Annotated in this window: 20 protein-coding genes and 1 pseudogene; 14 read left to right on the plus strand and 7 right to left on the minus strand. The window is 43.9% G+C overall.

All coding sequences use genetic code 11. The features are described 5' to 3' along the window. Nucleotides 1–34: 34 nt before the first annotated feature. Complete coding sequence (gene plsB / locus AC4MC0_RS01825) at nt 35–2,608, minus strand: glycerol-3-phosphate 1-O-acyltransferase PlsB (protein WP_335998424.1); 2,574 nt, start codon at nt 2,606–2,608, stop codon at nt 35–37. A 291-nt stretch (nt 2,609–2,899) separates the two neighbouring features. Here plsB and AC4MC0_RS01830 point away from each other — a divergent pair, with 291 nt between their 5' ends. Together AC4MC0_RS01830 and AC4MC0_RS01835 are read left to right on the plus strand one after the other, a co-directional pair. After that, nucleotides 2,900–3,772, plus strand: a complete 873-nt coding sequence (locus AC4MC0_RS01830) for an acyl-CoA thioesterase (RefSeq protein WP_335998423.1) — start codon at nt 2,900–2,902, stop codon at nt 3,770–3,772. Between the two features lie 230 nt (nt 3,773–4,002). Beyond that, nucleotides 4,003–5,262, plus strand: a complete 1,260-nt coding sequence (locus AC4MC0_RS01835; protein ID WP_335998422.1) for a dicarboxylate/amino acid:cation symporter — start codon at nt 4,003–4,005, stop codon at nt 5,260–5,262. 56 nt (nt 5,263–5,318) lie between these two features. Here AC4MC0_RS01835 and AC4MC0_RS01840 read toward each other — a convergent pair whose 3' ends face one another. The 6 genes from AC4MC0_RS01840 to AC4MC0_RS01865 all read right to left on the minus strand — a co-directional run bounded on the left by AC4MC0_RS01840 (nt 5,319) and on the right by AC4MC0_RS01865 (nt 12,064). Then, nucleotides 5,319–6,263, minus strand: a complete 945-nt coding sequence (locus tag AC4MC0_RS01840; RefSeq protein ID WP_335998421.1) for a metal-dependent hydrolase — start codon at nt 6,261–6,263, stop codon at nt 5,319–5,321. 140 nt (nt 6,264–6,403) lie between these two features. Further along, nucleotides 6,404–7,264 carry a ribosome biogenesis GTP-binding protein YihA/YsxC gene (gene yihA, locus AC4MC0_RS01845; protein WP_224468213.1) on the minus strand — a complete coding sequence of 287 codons (861 nt, stop codon included), beginning with the start codon at nt 7,262–7,264 and terminating at the stop codon, nt 6,404–6,406. A 103-nt stretch (nt 7,265–7,367) separates the two neighbouring features. Next, nucleotides 7,368–7,817, minus strand: a complete 450-nt coding sequence (locus AC4MC0_RS01850; RefSeq protein WP_335998420.1) for an RrF2 family transcriptional regulator — start codon at nt 7,815–7,817, stop codon at nt 7,368–7,370. A gap of 88 nt (nt 7,818–7,905) precedes the next feature. Then, the gene (gene hmpA / locus AC4MC0_RS01855; RefSeq protein WP_004691335.1) at nt 7,906–9,114 is read right to left on the minus strand and encodes an NO-inducible flavohemoprotein; all 1,209 of its coding nucleotides are present in this window, start codon (nt 9,112–9,114) and stop codon (nt 7,906–7,908) included. 149 nt (nt 9,115–9,263) lie between these two features. Continuing rightward, the gene (locus AC4MC0_RS01860; protein WP_218288535.1) at nt 9,264–10,847 is read right to left on the minus strand and encodes a helicase HerA-like domain-containing protein; all 1,584 of its coding nucleotides are present in this window, start codon (nt 10,845–10,847) and stop codon (nt 9,264–9,266) included. Nucleotides 10,848–10,855: 8 nt separating this feature from the next. Further along, complete coding sequence (locus AC4MC0_RS01865; RefSeq protein WP_335998419.1) at nt 10,856–12,064, minus strand: PLP-dependent transferase; 1,209 nt, start codon at nt 12,062–12,064, stop codon at nt 10,856–10,858. Nucleotides 12,065–12,225: 161 nt separating this feature from the next. On the opposite strand from AC4MC0_RS01865, the gene AC4MC0_RS01870 reads away from it, so the two are divergent. The 12 genes and pseudogenes from AC4MC0_RS01870 (at nt 12,226) to rpsQ (ending at nt 18,261) form a co-directional block, all read left to right on the plus strand. After that, nucleotides 12,226–12,963, plus strand: coding sequence for a type 1 glutamine amidotransferase (locus AC4MC0_RS01870; RefSeq protein ID WP_335998418.1), 738 nt, complete (start codon nt 12,226–12,228; stop codon nt 12,961–12,963). Between the two features lie 264 nt (nt 12,964–13,227). Further along, nucleotides 13,228–13,539: a 30S ribosomal protein S10 gene (rpsJ, locus tag AC4MC0_RS01875; protein WP_000070912.1), complete on the plus strand. Its 312-nt coding sequence runs from the start codon at nt 13,228–13,230 to the stop codon at nt 13,537–13,539. A gap of 60 nt (nt 13,540–13,599) precedes the next feature. Next, on the plus strand, nt 13,600–14,238 hold the full coding sequence (rplC, locus tag AC4MC0_RS01880) for a 50S ribosomal protein L3 (protein WP_004691328.1): 639 nt from the start codon (nt 13,600–13,602) through the stop codon (nt 14,236–14,238). 11 nt (nt 14,239–14,249) lie between these two features. Next, entirely contained in the window at nt 14,250–14,852 is a 603-nt protein-coding gene (gene rplD, locus AC4MC0_RS01885; RefSeq protein WP_004691326.1) for a 50S ribosomal protein L4, read from the plus strand. Continuing rightward, nucleotides 14,849–15,169, plus strand: a complete 321-nt coding sequence (gene rplW, locus AC4MC0_RS01890) for a 50S ribosomal protein L23 (RefSeq protein ID WP_004691323.1) — start codon at nt 14,849–14,851, stop codon at nt 15,167–15,169. The genes rplD and rplW overlap by 4 nt, the downstream gene beginning before the upstream one ends. 11 nt (nt 15,170–15,180) lie before the next feature. Continuing rightward, on the plus strand, nt 15,181–16,005 hold the full coding sequence (gene rplB, locus AC4MC0_RS01895) for a 50S ribosomal protein L2 (RefSeq protein ID WP_004691322.1): 825 nt from the start codon (nt 15,181–15,183) through the stop codon (nt 16,003–16,005). 19 nt (nt 16,006–16,024) lie between these two features. After that, nucleotides 16,025–16,300: a 30S ribosomal protein S19 gene (rpsS, locus tag AC4MC0_RS01900; protein ID WP_004281508.1), complete on the plus strand. Its 276-nt coding sequence runs from the start codon at nt 16,025–16,027 to the stop codon at nt 16,298–16,300. Nucleotides 16,301–16,309: 9 nt separating this feature from the next. Continuing rightward, a complete protein-coding gene (gene rplV, locus AC4MC0_RS01905; RefSeq protein WP_004691320.1) occupies nt 16,310–16,639 on the plus strand; it encodes a 50S ribosomal protein L22 in 330 nt (109 codons plus the stop codon). Between the two features lies 1 nt (nt 16,640). After that, a pseudogene (rpsC, locus tag AC4MC0_RS01910) lies at nt 16,641–17,457 on the plus strand (30S ribosomal protein S3). After that, nucleotides 17,397–17,810 (plus strand): 50S ribosomal protein L16, encoded by a 414-nt coding sequence (gene rplP / locus AC4MC0_RS01915; RefSeq protein WP_004691317.1) that lies wholly within the window; start codon nt 17,397–17,399, stop codon nt 17,808–17,810. Before rpsC ends, rplP begins: the two are co-directional and overlap by 61 nt. Further along, nucleotides 17,810–18,007 carry a 50S ribosomal protein L29 gene (gene rpmC / locus AC4MC0_RS01920; protein WP_004650482.1) on the plus strand — a complete coding sequence of 66 codons (198 nt, stop codon included), beginning with the start codon at nt 17,810–17,812 and terminating at the stop codon, nt 18,005–18,007. Before rplP ends, rpmC begins: the two co-directional genes overlap by 1 nt. Next, nucleotides 18,004–18,261, plus strand: a complete 258-nt coding sequence (rpsQ, locus tag AC4MC0_RS01925; protein ID WP_004691314.1) for a 30S ribosomal protein S17 — start codon at nt 18,004–18,006, stop codon at nt 18,259–18,261. The genes rpmC and rpsQ overlap by 4 nt, the downstream gene beginning before the upstream one ends. Nucleotides 18,262–18,269 lie beyond the last annotated feature (8 nt).

Consider the following 18,269-nt stretch of genomic DNA (forward strand, 5'->3'; position numbering starts at 1 on the left):
ACATGTTGTAGATCCCTATGCTTTTAAAAAGAAATTACTTCTTCTTACGTTTCAAACGCTTCTTCGCTTGTTCAGCAGCCACTTTGTCTAGCGTGTCTTTCAGTTCTTCATCGCTGAAAGTAGTGATGTGTTGCAACATTTGTAGCGTGACATCATCTAGTACCAAGTTGGCATATTGCGCAACGTTTTGGAAGTTCTCATCAAACACAATCGCGTTGTCTGAGTTGGTGCTGATATAACCCTGTTGCGTCAGCACTTTAATAAAGCTTTGGAACAGGGCTTTATCAAAGAATTCAGGTGAATTGAACTCATATAGGACAGAAAGACGCTGACCCACCAAATGACTCAGCTCTTCCACCTGACGTGCTGAAATGTTCCCAGAACCGCGCTGTGTAATTAGAGCAAGCGTCATGTAGTAACGCTCAAGACTCTGCATGACTGGCGCAGCCAATACCACCAACTGGTTATGATCTTCACTGTTTGGAGCAGGAGAAATCAAGTGGCCTCCGGCATCTTCAGAAATCAGTTTGGCTTGAATCAAACCATCTACATAGGCACAGATTTGATCTTTGAGTTCAGCATCTTCCCATTTTAAGAACAATTCAGCTTTTAAAAATGGATATAGCGTGCGAATTACATTGATTAAATCACCGCGGCCAATGGTTCCATTGTGTTCAACCAAAGCGGCAACGAGTGATGGCAAGACAAAGGCATGCAAAATGTTATTACGGAAGTAGGTCAGCAGTACCGCTTGATTGTCCGCAATTGCAATAATGTCACCGAGTACGTGATTGACGCGCTTGATCAGTTTTAGCTTTAAGCCATAAGCAATGATTTCTTTACCAGATAATGGCGTGACCAACAGACGCTCATCATAAGGAAGTGTCGTCAACAACTTGCGATAGGTATCGAGCTGTTTGATACAGATTTCTTCATCCAGCGTATGCTTTTCAGTGGCCAGCAGAACCAAAGACAGTAATGAAACAGGATTCACCACAGCTGCACGGTTAATATTTTCTAAAATTGCATGTGCTGAACTGTTGACTGCATCAGAGACTTCTTGCGGAATTGGATCATCATTTTTAGCAATTTGTACATTCTCAGCGCCATGCTTTTTCAGCATGTCATCGAGGAAAACAGGCTCGCCAAAGTTGAGATGGACTTTACCGAAAATACGTTCAATTTTGCGCAAAGTTTGCAGAATCCCAAAGACAGACTCGGCTTCTTTGGGTTTACCGTTCATCTCGCCGACGTAGGTTGCACCTTCCATCAAGCGTTCATAGCCAATATAGGTCGGAACAAAGACAATCGGTTTGGCACGCCCACGCAAGTGACTGTGCACCGTCATGGCTAACATACCTGTCTTTGGTGGTAGCAGACGACCTGTACGTGAACGACCACCTTCGATGAAGTATTCCAAAGGCGTGTTACGCGACAAAATGCTATATAGGTATTCTTTAAAGACCGAAGTGTAGAGCGCGTTACCGCGGAAAGTACGGCGAATAAAGAATGCACCGCCACCACGTAAAATTTGCCCAACAAATGGCATATTCAGGTTATCGCCCGCAGCAATATAAGGCACCATCAAACCACGGTTATACACCACATAAGACAGCAGTAAATAGTCGATATGGCTACGGTGACATGGGGTATACACAATTTCGTAGTCTTTAGCCAGCTCACGGACCGTATTGAAGTTATGAACTTCAACCCCGTCATAGAGCTGCGTCCATAATCGTGCCAGCGCCATTTCCGCAAAACGGATGGTCGAATGCGAGTAGTCAGACACGATTTCATTGACATAACCAATGGCACGACGTTCTGCGTCCAACATGCTAATTTTGCCGCGAATACTTTCACGGCGAATGGCTTCTTGTACGTCATTCGATTTAATCAGTGAGTGCATCACGTTGCGACGGTCCGAAAGATCGGGACCGAGCACCGCTTCACGGTGTGCATCGAGCTGATTATTTAAGGTATTTAGAATATAAGTCGCAGGTGATAAATTCGGATAGGTGGTTTTTGCAAAGTTCACCAAGGCACGTAAAGACTGACTTTCATGAAACTCTAAAAATGACTGACGACCATGTAAACCGATATTCATCAGCTGTTTCACCGTACTTGGAGTTGCCCAAGTGTCGGTAAATAACAATTTAAACCAAGAGTCTTCTTTATCTGGTGAACGTCCCCACAGTACCGTCACAGGTACCAGCTCCACGTCTAAATCGGGTTGTTGCTCTAAAGCTTCAACTAGACGTAACAGGCGCGGTGGAAAGGTGTGTGGTGAAGGGTTAAGTAAATTATTTTCATCGTTATGCTGTAAAAACACGATCGATGCTTTTTCTTGATGTGTCCCCACGACCAAAGGATCGAGTGCAGGAGCAAGCTTTAAACGACGTGTTTCACCATCCACCAACAGCGCATTACTGCGTGAGTGATTTTGAAGCACATAACAGACAATTTTTTTGGGATGGCCTGAAGCTGCTGGGTCAGCATCTGTTGCTGTCGGTTCTGTTGGAACCTCACCCAATACATGTGGGGTTACTATGAGGTCAAGAAGCTTACTTGAAAGCTTTCTATACATTTGACCAAAGCCACTTTTGGACATATACACTCCTGCTTAAATGACCAATCCCGCAGTTTGTCTGAAGGGGTATTTATTTTGCGTAATTGTAAACATAAACCGTATGTCATTTCCTGACAAATTTGTTTTATATGGTGAATTTTATCGTTAAAAATCGTATTTTTAGTCGGAAATAACGAAAAAAACTTATGACAACTCAGTCAAGCAATCTATAGGGTTTTAGTCTGAATTTATGGCAAAATAGATTTTAATATCGATATCATACCTCATCACTTTACAGAAAAATCTGGTCTCTCACCATTAAGTAGGTTGCTTATGAATGACTTAACCCAAGAGTTGGTTGAATTACTGAGCCTCGAAAAAATTGAGGAAAATATCTTTCGTGGACAAAGCCGTAATTTGGTTGGGAAGCGTGTTTTTGGCGGACAAGTCTTAGGTCAGGCCCTACGTGCGGCGTCATATACGACGGATCGTCCAGCTCATTCTTTACATGCATACTTTTTATTTGGTGGCGATGTGAACGCGCCGATTATCTATGAAGTTGATCGAATTCGTGATGGTCGTAGTTTTGTCAGTCGCCAAGTGCGTGCTATTCAGCATGGTAAAACCATCTTTATGTGTATGGTGTCTTTTGCTGACAATGAAGAAGGGCTGAATTACCAAATCGGTGAGCCTGAGTATCCAGCACCAGAGTCTTTAAAGTCTGAGGCTGAACTGAAAAAAATGATGGTGGAATTTGTGCCCGAAAATGTGCGTGCAAGTTTCATGCGGGATCGTCATGTGGAAATTCGTCCAATCAATCCACAGAACCCGTATCAACCGCAGCCTGAAGCACCGGTGTATGCGCACTATATTCGTACGCATGACCGCATTGCAACAGAAGTGGATGAGATTTCGTTGCATCAGGCGATTGCAGCATTCTATTCAGATTTCACTTTAATGACCACGGCACTGCGCCCGCATGGTTTAAGTTATCTTTCGCCAAGTTTACAGTGTGCGAGTATCGATCATGCCATGTATTTCCATAAACCCTTTCGCGTGGATGACTGGATGCTGTATGACATGGATGCCACAGTCAGTGCCAGTTCACGAGGTTTAAACTTTGGACGAATGTGGCAAAACGGTGAGTTGGTGTGTAGCACTACGCAAGAAGGTTTGATTCGGCTCCGTGAAATCGAAGCTCAATAAAGTCTGAGTACAGAAAAAGCTGAGGGATATGACTCAGCTTTTTTTATGGCTGATTTTATGACTGAAAGGTGGTCAGAGCAGAGCGAGGCGTTGAGCTTCAATTGTAATAGTCTCATATTTTTGGGAGAGGCATATGGGTAAATGTGCAGTACTTGTGACAAAAAAATGCTCGATTCTAGTCCGTTCACATGGCATAGTTTCCCAAAGAAATCTTTGAAAAGCATGAAGCTATGAGCTTAAACACGCAAATTCTAATTGCAGCGATCTTTGGGGTCATCTTCGGATTTGTTCTCAATCTTTTCCCGGGTACCGTTTTTTTAGAGATGAGTTTGTATGGAATCGGGGTGGTCAGCAGTATTTTTATTGGTCTGTTAAAAATGCTATTGATTCCCCTCATTTTTAGCTCAATTGTGGTGGGAGTATCCAACTTGCAAGCGGGCGGACAGCTCTCCCGTGTTTGGAAAATTACGCTGGCATGCTGTGTCACCACCACGACTTTGGCCTTGATATTGGGTTTAAGCTGCGCGCATTTATTTGAAGTCGGCAAAGGTGTCGATATCGCCATGTTCCAAGACGCCATGGCCGCTCATCAAACTCCAGATACGCTCACCCCATCTTCGTTCTTCACCAACTTTATTCAAAATACGCTGATTAATCCCTTCAAAGCCTTTGCCGAAGGCAATGTTTTAGCGGTAGTGGTTTTTGCGTTGTTCATAGGTGTGGCACTCGTCAAGGGCGGCGAAAAATTCCGTACCGTACGTAAGCTGAGTCAACAGTTCTTTGACATCATGATGTTGATGATTGGTTGGGTGATGAAGCTAGCCCCGCTAGGAATTTTTGCCTTACTTGCTAAGTTGATTGCCACTGAAGACATTTCGGTATTGAGTCGTTTGGCTGAGTTTGCGGCTGTGGTAACGGGCACTACCATTTTTCATGGTCTGGTGGTCTTGCCGCTATTACTGTGGATTTTTGGCAAGATGAATCCGATGACCTTTTTTAAAGGTACACGTGTGGCGTTAATTACGGCTTTTGCCACCAGTTCAAGCTCGGCGACCATGCCTTTATCCCTCAAGTGTGCGCAAGAAAATCTTGGTGTACGTCCGCAAACGGCAGGCTTTGTGATTCCGTTGGGGACGCAGCTCAATATGGATGGTACTGCGCTGTATGAGGCAGCGGCGGCTTTGTTTATTGCCAACTTGATGGGACTAGATTTGACCTTGAGTCAACAGTTGGTGGTGTGTCTGACGGCGATGATTGCTTCTTTAGGTGCTCCAGGGATTCCGAGTGCAGGTATGGTCACCATGATTATGGTATTGCAGTCTGTTGGACTTCCTGCTGAAGCAATTGCGATTTTATTGCCGATTGATCGCTTACTGGATACCGTACGAACTGTGGTAAATGTACAAGGTGACATGATGATTAGTGTGGTAGTGGATCGACATACCAAGGATTTGGATGCACCTTTGCCCAATTTATCGAATCCGTCTTAAGTTTTGCTCTAAATTAAAAAAAGCAGCTGATTGAGCTGCTTTTTTATTTTAGGGGATTAAGCGACTTTGAGCATGGCACGTTTAGCCGCTGGGGATTGGTCTAAGTAGGCAATCGCATCTTCTGTTTTGGCTTCGTGTACAGGGTCATACCACGGTACCAAATAGCCAAGTTGCTGTGAGATGAGCCATAAAGGACTTGGCAACACTTGATGATTCCGTTTAGAAATAGACAGCCACTCACGCCAAATCCAAGGTTTAAACAGACTGGGTTGAATCGACTTAAAGCGGTCATCTTGTTTCATAATATGGGCTGCACCATCGACCCATAAACCCAGCACGGCAGCAATCACCACCAGACTCAAATAATAACGCGCAATATAACCCCCGCCTAAATGTCGGTACAAATCAAATGCGACGGTACGGTGTTCAATTTCTTCTGCGCCGTGCCATTTGATCAAGTCTAACATCGCAGGGTCAGCGCCCATTTTCTCCCATTCGGTGTTGTCCAGTGCATATTTTCCAAGGACACAGGTCATGTGTTCCACCGTGGCAATAATACCGAGTCGAAACAGATCCCACTGGTGCTCAAGTGCTTTGGGTACAGTGAGATCAAGTGGCTTATCGGCCAGTAATTTTCCAAATAAGAAATCCATCAACGCTATATTACGGGAGACATCAATATTTCTTTGGCTGAGATACTCCTTATTGGCTGAGTTGTGTGCCTGCGCATGCATGGCTTCTTGGCGAATAAAGGCTTGTACATCTTGCTTCAGTTTTTCATCGCTAATTTGCGGTAAAACTTTGTTATAGAGGCGGCAGAACCAGAACTCACCTGCGGGCAGGATCATATTAATTTCATTGATGAAATAGCTGGCAAAAGGGTGGTTGGGAATCCAATCAATCGGACTGTCTTGCCACTCAAATTTAACTTTGCGAGGCTTAATTGTGTAGGCAATAGAGGAACGAATTTTGTTTTGTTTCAATCGAGACCATAATTTCATATGCTGACCTATTTTTATATGTATTGAACTTTTTCACGAGCTGAATAAAGTCAGTATAAAAAAAAGTCCCCGATTGTGATTAGCAATAGGGGACACAGATACAGCAATAGATGATGCTTTTATAGGTTGGCGTTTAAAACTTAAGCCTCAGACTGTGGTTTGGTTTCCACATCGTCTTCAGCATCAAGATCCATAGCGGCTTCAGGATCTTCATCGAATTCGTCTGCATCCAGCTCATCTGCCGTCGCATCTGGAATGCTGCTTAAGTCAAAGTGTTGGGCTTGGTCTAAAGTAAAATTCAGTCGTCCGCCCATTACACTTGCCAGTTCTTCTAGGCCTTGTTTATTGAGGGAAGAGAACAATTGAATTGAGAAATCCAGTTTCATCTTTTTCAATTGGGCTTTAACTTCTTGCAATGCTTTAGAGGCAGGGCCACGGTTGAGTTTATCGGACTTGGTTAGCAGTACATGCACAAACAATTTACGTGAATAAGCCCATTCCAACATCATCACGTCAAAGTGCTGTAGTGGATGACGAATATCCATCAACAAGACTAAGCCTTGTAAGCTTTTACGCTGAATCAGGTAGTTCTCTAACTCTTTTTGCCACACGATTTTCATTGCTTCAGGCACGGCTGCATAACCATAACCAGGTAAGTCGACGAGACGTTGGTCAGGATTACCCAGACTGAAAAAGTTAATCATCTGCGTACGCCCCGGTCTTTTCGAGGCACGAGCCAATTGCTTTTGGTTGGTTAAGGCGTTGATCGCACTAGACTTACCTGCATTTGAACGACCCGCAAAGGCAATTTCATAGCCTGTATCTTCTACACACAGATTGAGCTTCGGGGCACTCATTAAAAACTCTGCTTTACGCAGCCAGTTGAGAGCGCGCACAGCATATTCAGTAACTGCAGAATCTACCTTTTTTTCATAGCTAATTTTTTGCTTTGGGGCAGCAGCAATTTTACTGTTTTTGGATTTTCCTCGGCTGTGGTGCATAACTCAACTTCAATTTATGATCTACAATCAGCCATTATAATGGAAGTCGAGCAGGCAATCGACCTTTGCAGCGTAAAGTCCGTAATCTTGTCTATAAAAGACCTTAATTGGCGAGATTGATCAGGTTAATCGGCGAATGGGTCGTGAACTTATTCTGAGCTTCACTGCCCAGCACATCCGCTAAGGTATACTGGTCTAAGCTGTGATAGAACTGATCTAACGCTTGATCTAAGATCCCTTTCAGTCCGCAATTTGAACGGAGTACGCAAGGTGGGGTATTACATTCCACAATGCTCTGATCTGCTTGCAAGATCCGTACAATCTCGCCCAGTCTTAAATGTAGGGTTTCTGGATTGAGTCGAATCCCACCACCACGACCGCGTGCAGTAATAATCCACTGCTGTTTCGCCATAAAGTGTACGATTTTCATCAAGTGGTTTTCAGACACTTGTAGTGCTTGTGCCAGTTCTGCGATGGTATGCGGCAGCGCTTTCGGCTGTGAAACATACATCAGAATACGCAAAGCATAATCGGTAAATTTATTGAGCTGCATGAGGAAACTGATCGTTGATAAGCAAAAAACAAAGGGCTAGTCTAGCATAACCTGACTAACCCTCTCTATTTTATGCCGATGGCATGGGTTAGTGATGAACACCACCTGTGCCAAAAGCTTCACTGTGAATATTTTCGGCAGGCACACCACGAGCAATCAGGGCTTTTTGTTGTTCAGCCATAAATGGCATTGGGCCGCATAAGTAGTAGTCTGCTTGAACAGGTAGAATCGCGCTATCAATGGTACTCAAATCAAGGCGACCCTGCGCATCATAATCTTGACCCAAAACATCGCTTTGATGTGGGAACTCGTACGCAGTAAAGGTACTTAAACGTGGGTATTTGGCTTTTAAGTCATGAATATGTTGTTTCATGGCATGCACTTGTTTGCTACGGCAGGCGTGCACAAAAGTCACAGGCTCTGGCATATCTAAAGTCACCAACTGATTTAGCATCGCCACCATTGGTGTGAGGCCTACACCACCACTAATAAAGACATTACGTTTGTTTGGGTCAATCAGGTAGAAGTTACCTGTTGGTGCAGACACTTCAATTTCAGCACCTTCGGCTAAACCATGCAGAGTATTTGACACCCAGCCTCCCGCCAAATCACCTTTTTCATCTTCGCGTTTGACCGAGATACGTAAATAGTCAGCTTGAGGGCTGGTTGAAAGGGTGTATTGGCGAGGTTGTTTTAGACCAAGTTCCTCAACAAATACACGTACTGAAATGTACTGACCTGCTTCATATTTTGGTAAATCACCACCGTCCACAGGGGCAAGATAGAAAGAAGTGATTTCATCGCTTTCAACCACTTTCTTCGCGATTTTAAAGTTGCGCCAGCCTAACCAGCTACCTTTGGTTTGTTGATGTTGCTCATAAATCGCTTTTTCAGTGCTAATGAATAAATCAGCCAATTGACCATACGCTGTAGCCCAAGCATCAATCAATGGATCTTCCATTGAAATACTTAAAACTTCACTAATCGAATGGAGGAGGTTTTCCCCAACAATGTTGTAGTCAGGTGCTTGAATATTCAAGCTGACATGTTTGTGGGCAATCAGCTCAACCACAGGGAGTAATACTGAAGGATCTTCAATGTTTTCTGCATAGGCCAACACAGCACCCGCCAAAGCTTGGGCTTGAGCACCACTGCGTTGATGCCCCATATTAAAGGTTTCTTTTAAATTAGGATTGTTGCCTAACATGCGGTTATAAAAATAACCTGTGAGTGCGACACCATTTTCACGAAGGACAGGAACAGTTGCTTTTACAAGTTCAATTTGCTGCGGAGTCATGTTTGATCTCTCTTGGCTATCATTTATAAGATGTATTTAAAATATACCTTTAAGGATGTAATGTAAATACATCTTTAAAGAAAAGCTTAACTTTTATATGGGATATATGAATATCCCATAAATTTTGATTTTTAGATTTAAAAAGTAGATCACTTACGACCAAACAATGAGCCGAGTAAACCACGGACGATTTTTTGTCCCGTACTGCCCCCGAGACTACGTGCGGCGCTTTTGGCAAAAGTTCCTACTGTGTCTTGAATTAGCTTCTCACGCTGTTTTGCTTCACGTTCAGCTTCTTTCTGCTGTTCTTTCGCAATCCGCTCTTGCTCACGTGCTTGTTGCTTCGCTAGTGTTTCAGCTTCTTTGGCCTTCTGTTTCGCTAGCGCCTCTTGTTCTTTGGTTTGTTGTTTCTCTTGCTCTATCTGTACAGCTTGTTGTTGGCGTTCAACCACTTTATTTTGTAGAAGTTCAAAAGCGCTTTCACGGTCTAGGCTTTTTTCATAAATGCCTGCCACGATACTTTGTGAAATCAAGGCTTGACGTTGCTCTGGGCTAATCGGAGTGAAAGACGAATAGGGTGGCATCACCCATGCACGCTCTACGACTTGCGGCGTGCCTTGTTCATCTAGGCAACTAATTAAAGCTTCACCCACAGCTAGTTCAGTGATGGCTTGCTCAACTTTAAATTCAGGATTGGCACGGAAGGTGTCTGCAGCTGTTTTAACTGCTTTTTGATCTTTCGGGGTAAAGGCACGTAAGGCATGTTGTACGCGATTTCCGAGCTGCCCTAACACGCTTTCAGGCAAATCCAGTGGGTTTTGCGTGACAAAGTAAATACCCACCCCTTTGGAGCGGATCAGGCGCACCACTTGTTCAATTTTTTCTTGCAGCGCTGCACTGGCATTATCAAACAGTAAATGCGCTTCATCAAAGAAGAACACCAGCTTGGGCTTGTCCATATCGCCAACCTCAGGCAGCTGTTCAAACAGTTCTGAAAGCATCCAGAGCAGAAAAGTGGCATAGAGCTTTGGGGTATTCATGAGCTTGTCTGCGGCTAAGATATTGATATAGCCATGACCATTACTGTCGGTCTGAATAAAGTCGAGAATATTTAAGCTGGGCTCCCCGAAGAATTGATCACCGCCTTGATCGGCCAGTGCCAATAAATTCCGTTGAATCGCGCCAAGGCTTGCAGGAGATAGGTTGCCATATTCGGCTTTAAACTCTGCGGCATGTTCACTGACATAACCAATCATGGCTTTTAAGTCTTTAAAGTCGATCAGTAACATGCCTTGATCATCTGCAATACGAAATACCGCAGAAAGTACCCCTTCTTGGGTATCATTCAAATTCAGCATACGTGCCAGCAACAGCGGGCCAATTTCGGTAATCGTGGTACGAATAGGATGACCTTGTTCAGCAAATAAATCCCAAAACACCACGGGTGATGCAGCAAAGGGAATGCTGTCGATGCCTAAACTTTTAATGCGTTCATCAAATTTGGGGTTGGATGCACCTGCCTGCGCTAAGCTGGAAACATCACCTTTGGCATCGGCTAAAAATACGGGCACTCCGAGCCTGGAGAAACTCTCAGCCAATACCTTCAGGGTTACGGTTTTACCCGTCCCTGTTGCCCCTGCAATTAAGCCATGACGGTTGGCAAACTTTGAGTGTAGAACAACATCTTGTTGGGTATTCGTGGTTTTCTTAGCAATGATGATCGGGGTGCTCATACTTCTTCCTATTCAATTTTTTTGTGATGGTTATTCAGTTGTTTTAGTGCGTTTTCTATATCTTGAATTAAATCGGCAGGATGTTCTAGTCCTATACAAAAGCGAACCAATAAACCTTGTTGTAAATGTGTATGCTCAAGTGCACGCATGTCTTTGAGGTCATACAGCATCACCAAACTGACAGGACCGCCCCAACTAAAGCCGAGTTTGAAGAGCGACAGGGCATCACAAAACTGACGAATATCCTGCAGATCAAATTCAGGCTTGAAAATGACACTGACCAAACCTGCACTGTGTTGATCGACACAAATGTCTTTCCAATATGAATGACCCGCGGCACTCGAGTCAGCAGGGTGTAAGACCTGCACAAATTCCGGTTGTTGTTTTAGCCATGCCAGGAGTTGCAGCGCACTTTCAGACTGTGCGGCATACCGAATGCGCATTGATGCCAGACTGCGTTGGACTTGAGCAACATCATCCCCAGAAACGCTAATGCCTTGAATGGCATGCGTACGAAAGAGTTGATGATGTAAAGCTCGTTCGCGTGTCACGACTGAGCCCATTAAAATGTCTCCGCCGCCACTTGGGTACTTGGTCAAAGCATGTACTGTTACATCTACACTTAAGTGCTCATCACTAAAATCAAAAGCATTAAAGGCAAGGCCTGCGCCCCAAGTGTTGTCTAGAACAGAGAGCACATGATGGGCTTGTGCCTTTTTCACCAGTCCGACCAAATCTGGAAATTCCAGTGTGACCGACCCTGCGGCTTCTATCCAAATCAGTTTTGCTTTTTCCGTCGGTTGGAAAGAGGACACATCAATAGGGTTATAAACACGAACACCAATGCCATAGCGTTTTTCTAGATTACGAAGATGCTCCATGTTTGGCCCGTAAATATTATCTGCCACCCAAACTTCATCACCATGGCTTAAAAAACATGAGTTCACTAGGTTGATGGCAGATAAACCACTTGGTGCGAGTAGGCAGTACTTTCCACCCTCAATTTGTGCAATGTTATCGCCTAACGTAAATGTGGTGGGGGTGCCATGGGTGCCATAACTATAGTCATAGTCATCGGTCCAATGGCGATTAAACAGTGCATCGGTATCTTTAAAAATAATCGTCGATGCACGATACAGGGGAGGTTGGATTGTTGAAATGTACTGAGGCGCTTGTCTTGGTGCATGGACCAAGGCAGTTTGCGGATTTTTTTTCACGAATCGACTCATCATAAAGCGATAAATTGTTTTTAGCTTAAGAGAAAGTTTCTAAATAGGCGAGAAAATTGAACAAATGTGAATAAAGGTAAGCAAAATAAAAAGTTGGCTTCAATTTTGCTAAATCATCTATAAGGATAGTAAAAAGAAGGCATAAGCGCATGACGTCGCATTTAAAAGTACATTATTTTCAGCATATTGCTGGTGAAGGGTTCGGCAGTTGCTATACATATTTAAAACAACAAGGTGCAGTGATCAGTGCAACCGAGTTTTTTGCTTTACCTATAGATCAAGCCTTAGAGATAGAAGCTTTACCGAGTGTTGAGGATGTTGACTTACTCATCATTATGGGGGGCACCATGAGTGTGAATGATGAAGCGAATTTTCCATGGTTGAAGATTGAGAAGCGTTGGTTAAGGCGTTACTTGGCCGCAGGAAAACCTGCGATTGGTTTATGCTTGGGCGGGCAACTGATTGCCAATGCGCTCGGTGCCGCGGTCAGTCGCAATGAACAACAGGAGTTGGGTTGGGCGACAGTACGCAAAATCCAGCATGTCCCAATAGAATGCTTTGAGTTGCCTGAACAGTTTAATGTGATGCAATGGCATAGCGAGACCTTTGAAATTCCAAAAGGTGCCGTACATTTGGCTGAAAATACCGTCTGTCGTAATCAAATGTACCAAATTGGAAAGAATGTATTGGGTTTTCAATTTCACCCAGAGATCGTGCCAGAAACCTTGGCACTCTTTTTAGAAAATGATGACGAGCTGAATAAGTTTGCGGGGCAATACGTGGCAACTGAGACTGAATTGAAAAAATCGTCAAAATTAAATTTTATTGAGGGAAATCAAATTCTTAATAGTGCAATTGATTATGTATTGCGGCAAACAGTCTATTGATGCTTTTTTAAGCTACTGATAATCCAAACAAATTGAATATATTGTAAAAAATCAAAAATGGATTTGCTTATGCATTAAACAATGGCTATAATGAGCGACCCTTTAATGAAAGGGGGTTAACTGCGAATAAAGTAGTTAACATCGTGACAGTCGTGGCATCGATCATGACCTTAGTGATATTTCACTGCTCTTGACACTTACCTTTTAGTGGGGTGAGATGCGTCAGGAGTGATTCTTTATATATTTGGCTTGGAGTTTACTGGTATGTCTAACCAGAGAATTCGTATCCGTTTGAAGTCTTTTGATCACCGTTTAATTGATCAATCAGCTCAAGAAATCGTAGAAACAGCAAAACGTACTGGCGCACAAGTTTGTGGTCCAATTCCAATGCCTACACGCATTGAACGTTTTAACGTTTTAACATCACCACACGTTAACAAAGATGCGCGTGACCAATACGAGATCCGCACTTATAAACGTTTGATCGACATCGTTCAACCTACAGACAAAACTGTAGATGCATTGATGAAGTTAGATCTTGCAGCTGGTGTTGATGTTCAGATCGCATTGGGTTAAGGCTTTCGGGTTAATTAACGCTCTAAGTTAATTAGGCCGCTTTTTTAGAGGTTTATGCACATGGCTATTGGTTTAGTCGGTCGCAAGTGCGGTATGACACGTATCTTTACAGATGCTGGTGTTTCTGTGCCTGTTACAGTGATTGAGGTTGATCCTAACCGCATCACTCAAATCAAAACGCTTGAAACTGATGGTTATCAAGCGATTCAAATCACTACTGGTGAACGTCGCGAATCTCGCGTAACTAACGCTCAGAAAGGTCACTTCGCGAAAGCGGGTGTTGCTGCTGGTCGTCTAGTTCAAGAATTTCGTGCAACAGAAGCTGATCTTGAAGGTCGTGAAGTTGGTGGAACTATCGGTGTAGACATGTTCACAGTTGGTCAAGTAGTTGACGTAACTGGTCAGTCGAAAGGTAAAGGTTTCCAAGGTGGTGTTAAGCGTTGGAACTTCCGTACGCAAGATGCGACTCACGGTAACTCACTTTCTCACCGTGTTCTGGGTTCTACAGGTCAAAACCAGACTCCTGGTCGCGTATTCAAAGGCAAAAAAATGGCTGGCCATTTAGGTGCTGAACGCGTAACTGTACAGGGTCTAGAAATTGTATCTATCGACGCAGAACGTTCAGTTTTAGTAGTGAAAGGTGCAATTCCTGGCGCTACTGGTGGTGACGTAACTGTTCGTCCTACGATCAAGGCCTGAGGGGAAATAACGTGAATTTAAATACTGTTTCCGGCTCTGCTGTTGAATTATCAGAAGTTGCGTTCGGTCGTGAATTCAATGAAGCTCTTGTACACCAGGTTGTTACAGCTTATTTAGCTGGTGGCCGTCAAGGTTCAAAAGCTCAGAAATCACGTGCAGACGTTTCTGGCGGTGGCAAAAAGCCATTCCGTCAAAAAGGTACTGGTCGCGCTCGTGCTGGTTCTATTCGTAGCCCAATCTGGGTAGGTGGTGGTAAAACTTTTGCTGCTCGCCCACAAGATTGGTCTCAAAAAGTTAACCGCAAAATGTATCGCGGTGCAATGCAATGTATCTTAGCTGAACTTGTTCGCCAAGATCGTCTTGTATTGGTTGAAGAGTTTGCTGTTGCTGCTCCAAAAACTAAAGAGTTGCTTGCAAAACTTAACGACTTGAATGCTACTCGTGCATTGATCGTTACAGAATCTGTAGATGAGAATCTATACCTTGCAGCGCGCAACATTCCACACGTTGATGTGGTTGATGCTGCTGCTATCGATCCTGTTAGCTTGATTGCGTTCGATAAAGTTGTTATGTCTGTAGCTGCTGCTAAGAAAATTGAGGTAGAACTCGGATGAACAACGAACGTATCTATCAAGTCCTACAAGGACCTGTATTCTCAGAAAAAGCACAAGTTTTAGGCGAAACTGCTGGTGTTCAAGTTTTCAAAGTTGCACTTGATGCAAACAAACTTGAAATCAAAAAAGCTGTTGAGCAATTGTTTGGTGTTCAAGTTGTTAAAGTTAACACAACGATCACTAAAGGTAAGACTAAACGCTTTGGTAAAACATTAGGACGTCGTTCTGATGTTAAAAAAGCATACGTCACCCTGAAAGCTGGCCAAGATGTTGAAATGGCTGACTTGGGCGATACCGCTGAAAGCGCAGCGGAATAAGGACGAGAATTATGCCAATTCAAAAATGTAAGCCAACGTCTCCTGGACGTCGCTTTGTAGAGAAAGTCGTTCACGACCATCTTCACAAAGGTGCGCCTTATGCTCCGTTGGTTGAAGCTAAAAAACGTACTGGTGGTCGTAATAACAACGGTCACATCACGACTCGTCACGTTGGTGGCGGTCACAAGCAGCACTACCGTCTAGTTGACTTTAAACGTAACAAAGATGGTATTCCTGCAACTGTAGAGCGTATTGAATACGATCCTAACCGTACAGCACACATTGCACTAGTATTGTATGCTGATGGTGAGCGTCGCTACATCATCGCGCCTAAAGGCCTTCGCGCTGGCGATAAAGTTCAATCTGGTAACGATGCTCCAATTCGTCCAGGTAACTGTTTACCGCTTCGCAACATGCCTATCGGTTCTACTCTTCACAACATCGAACTTAAAATCGGTAAAGGCGCGCAATTAGCTCGTTCTGCTGGTACTTCAGTTCAGTTGTTGGGTCGTGACGGTTCTTACGCTATCGTTCGTTTACGTTCTGGTGAAATGCGTAAAATTCACGTTGAGTGCCGTGCAGTTCTTGGTGAAGTTTCTAACCAAGAAAGCAACCTTCGTTCACTTGGTAAAGCAGGTGCAGCACGCTGGCGTGGCGTTCGTCCTACCGTTCGTGGTATGGCGATGAACCCAGTAGATCACCCGCACGGTGGTGGTGAAGGTCGTAGCAAAGGTATTCAACCTGTAAGCCCATGGGGTCAAAAAGCTAAAGGGTACAAGACACGTACCAATAAGCGTACGACTAAGATGATTATTCGCGACCGTCGCGTTAAGTAACAAGTAAAGGAATCTGACAATGCCTCGTTCTCTGAAAAAAGGCCCATTCGTCGATGCGCACTTGTTCGCTAAGGTTGAAGCGGCTATCGCGGCTAATAACCGTAAGCCGATCAAAACTTGGTCGCGTCGTTCGATGATCCTCCCAGATTTTGTTGGTTTAACAATTTCTGTACATAATGGCCGTAACCATGTTCCAGTGATCGTATCTGAACATATGGTTGGTCACAAACTTGGTGAATTCGCGCCAACTCGTACCTATCGTGGTCACGGTGTTGACAAGAAATCTAAACGTTAAGGTGCTATGATGGAAGTTACTGCTAAATTACGCGGTGCCGCTATCTCGGCACAAAAAACTCGTTTGGTTGCAGACCTAATCCGTGGCAAATCTGTTGCTCACGCGCTTAATATTCTCAACTTCAGCAACAAAAAAGCTGCGGTTTTGGTTAAAAAAGCATTGGAATCTGCAATTGCAAACGCTGAACACAATAACAGTTTAGATGTAGACGACCTTAAGGTTACTACGATTTACGTTGACGAAGGCACTAGCCTTAAACGTATTATGCCGCGTGCTAAAGGCCGTGCAGATCGTATTACTAAGCGTACTTGTCACATTACCGTTAAGGTAGGGGTTTGATATGGGTCAGAAGGTTCATCCAATCGGTATCCGCCTTGGTGTTGTAAAACGTCATAACGCCAACTGGTATGCGAGTCCGAAACAATACGCTGAATACTTGCTTAAAGATCTTCAAGTTCGTGAGTTTTTAACTAAAAAACTTAAGAATGCAATGATCAGCAATATTCTTATCGAACGTCCTACGGGCGCTGCTAAAGTAACTATTAGCACTGCACGTCCTGGTATCGTTATCGGTAAAAAAGGCGAAGACATTGAGAAACTACAGCGTGAACTTACTCAAATTATGGGTATTCCAGCGCAAGTAAGTATCAATGAAATCGATCGCCCAGACTTAGACGCTCGTTTAGTTGCTGAAGCTATCGCTTCTCAATTGGAAAAGCGTGTAATGTTCCGTCGTGCTATGAAGCGTGCGGTTCAAAACACAATGCGTGCTGGTGCTAAAGGTATTAAAGTTGAAGTATCAGGCCGTTTAGGTGGTGCTGAGATTGCTCGTACTGAGTGGTATCGTGAAGGTCGCGTACCTTTGCATACACTTCGTGCAGACATCGATTATTCAACTATGCGTGCTGAAACGACTTACGGTACGATTGGTGTTAAAGTTTGGATCTTCCGTGGTGAGATCTTGGGTGGCATGAAACAAGTCATGAACCCAGCTCCAGCTGAAGAACGTCCAGCTAAACGCGGTCGTGGTCGTGGTGAAGGTCAAGAGCGTCGTGGTCGTCGCAATGATCGTTCTGCTGAAAAAGGAGAATAATCCATGTTACAACCTAAACGTACTAAATTCCGTAAAGTGCAGAAAGGCCGTAACACTGGTCTAGCTCACCGCGGTAGCTCGGTATCTTTTGGTACAATCGCACTTAAATCTGTTGAGCGTGGTCAAATGACTGCTCGTCAAATTGAAGCAGCGCGTCGTACAATCAGCCGTCGTATTAAACGTGGTGGTAAGATCTTTATCCGTGTTTTCCCAGACAAGCCAATTACTTCTAAGCCTCTTGAAGTGCGTATGGGTAAAGGTAAAGGTTCTGTGGAATACTGGGTTTGTCAAATCAAACCAGGTAAAGTCTTGTACGAAATTGATGGTGTTAACGAAGAATTGGCTCGCGAAGCGTTTACGCTTGCAGCTGCTAAACTTCCGTTTAAAACCACTATCGTGACTCGGACGGTAATGTAATGAAAACTAAAGATCTACGTGAAAAGTCGGTAGAAGAGTTGACAGCTTTGCTTGATGAGCAACAGCTTAACCAATTCCGTCTTCGTATGGCAAAAGCAACTGGTCAATTGGGTAAATCGCACGAAGTTGCACTTACTCGTAAGACAATTGCTCGTATTAAGACACTCCTTACCGAAAAACAGGGGAACGGACAATGAGTGAACAAACAGTTCGCACGTTAACCGGCAAAGTAGTAAGCGACAAAATGGACAAGTCTATTGTTGTACTTATCGAACGCCGCGTTCAACACCCGTTGTATGGCAAATCAATCCGCCGTTCAACTAAATTACATGCTCACGATGAGAACAACACAGCTAAAACTGGCGACGTTGTGACTATCAAAGAAAGCCGCCCAATTTCTAAAACTAAGTCTTGGACTCTAGTTGAAGTTGTTGAAGCTGCTGCTGAGTAATTAGACGT

It is taken from the genome of Acinetobacter sp. CAU_H_S139_7, assembly GCF_058599305.1.

What these genes read in the sequence shown, in the direction of transcription:
- AC4MC0_RS01835 (WP_335998422.1), top strand. Translation starts at nt 4,003, where the DNA reads ATGAGCTTAAACACGCAAATTCTAATTGCAGCGATCTTTGGGGTCATC.
- AC4MC0_RS01840 (WP_335998421.1), bottom strand. Translation starts at nt 6,263, where the DNA reads ATGAAATTATGGTCTCGATTGAAACAAAACAAAATTCGTTCCTCTATT.
- AC4MC0_RS01870 (WP_335998418.1), top strand. Translation starts at nt 12,226, where the DNA reads ATGACGTCGCATTTAAAAGTACATTATTTTCAGCATATTGCTGGTGAA.
- yihA (WP_224468213.1), bottom strand. Translation starts at nt 7,264, where the DNA reads ATGCACCACAGCCGAGGAAAATCCAAAAACAGTAAAATTGCTGCTGCC.
- plsB (WP_335998424.1), bottom strand. Translation starts at nt 2,608, where the DNA reads ATGTCCAAAAGTGGCTTTGGTCAAATGTATAGAAAGCTTTCAAGTAAG.
- rplB (WP_004691322.1), top strand. Translation starts at nt 15,181, where the DNA reads ATGCCAATTCAAAAATGTAAGCCAACGTCTCCTGGACGTCGCTTTGTA.
- hmpA (WP_004691335.1), bottom strand. Translation starts at nt 9,114, where the DNA reads ATGACTCCGCAGCAAATTGAACTTGTAAAAGCAACTGTTCCTGTCCTT.
- AC4MC0_RS01830 (WP_335998423.1), top strand. Translation starts at nt 2,900, where the DNA reads ATGAATGACTTAACCCAAGAGTTGGTTGAATTACTGAGCCTCGAAAAA.
- rplP (WP_004691317.1), top strand. Translation starts at nt 17,397, where the DNA reads ATGTTACAACCTAAACGTACTAAATTCCGTAAAGTGCAGAAAGGCCGT.
- rplV (WP_004691320.1), top strand. Translation starts at nt 16,310, where the DNA reads ATGGAAGTTACTGCTAAATTACGCGGTGCCGCTATCTCGGCACAAAAA.
- AC4MC0_RS01850 (WP_335998420.1), bottom strand. Translation starts at nt 7,817, where the DNA reads ATGCAGCTCAATAAATTTACCGATTATGCTTTGCGTATTCTGATGTAT.
- rpsS (WP_004281508.1), top strand. Translation starts at nt 16,025, where the DNA reads ATGCCTCGTTCTCTGAAAAAAGGCCCATTCGTCGATGCGCACTTGTTC.
- rpsJ (WP_000070912.1), top strand. Translation starts at nt 13,228, where the DNA reads ATGTCTAACCAGAGAATTCGTATCCGTTTGAAGTCTTTTGATCACCGT.
- rpsQ (WP_004691314.1), top strand. Translation starts at nt 18,004, where the DNA reads ATGAGTGAACAAACAGTTCGCACGTTAACCGGCAAAGTAGTAAGCGAC.
- rpmC (WP_004650482.1), top strand. Translation starts at nt 17,810, where the DNA reads ATGAAAACTAAAGATCTACGTGAAAAGTCGGTAGAAGAGTTGACAGCT.
- rplC (WP_004691328.1), top strand. Translation starts at nt 13,600, where the DNA reads ATGGCTATTGGTTTAGTCGGTCGCAAGTGCGGTATGACACGTATCTTT.
- AC4MC0_RS01860 (WP_218288535.1), bottom strand. Translation starts at nt 10,847, where the DNA reads ATGAGCACCCCGATCATCATTGCTAAGAAAACCACGAATACCCAACAA.
- rplW (WP_004691323.1), top strand. Translation starts at nt 14,849, where the DNA reads ATGAACAACGAACGTATCTATCAAGTCCTACAAGGACCTGTATTCTCA.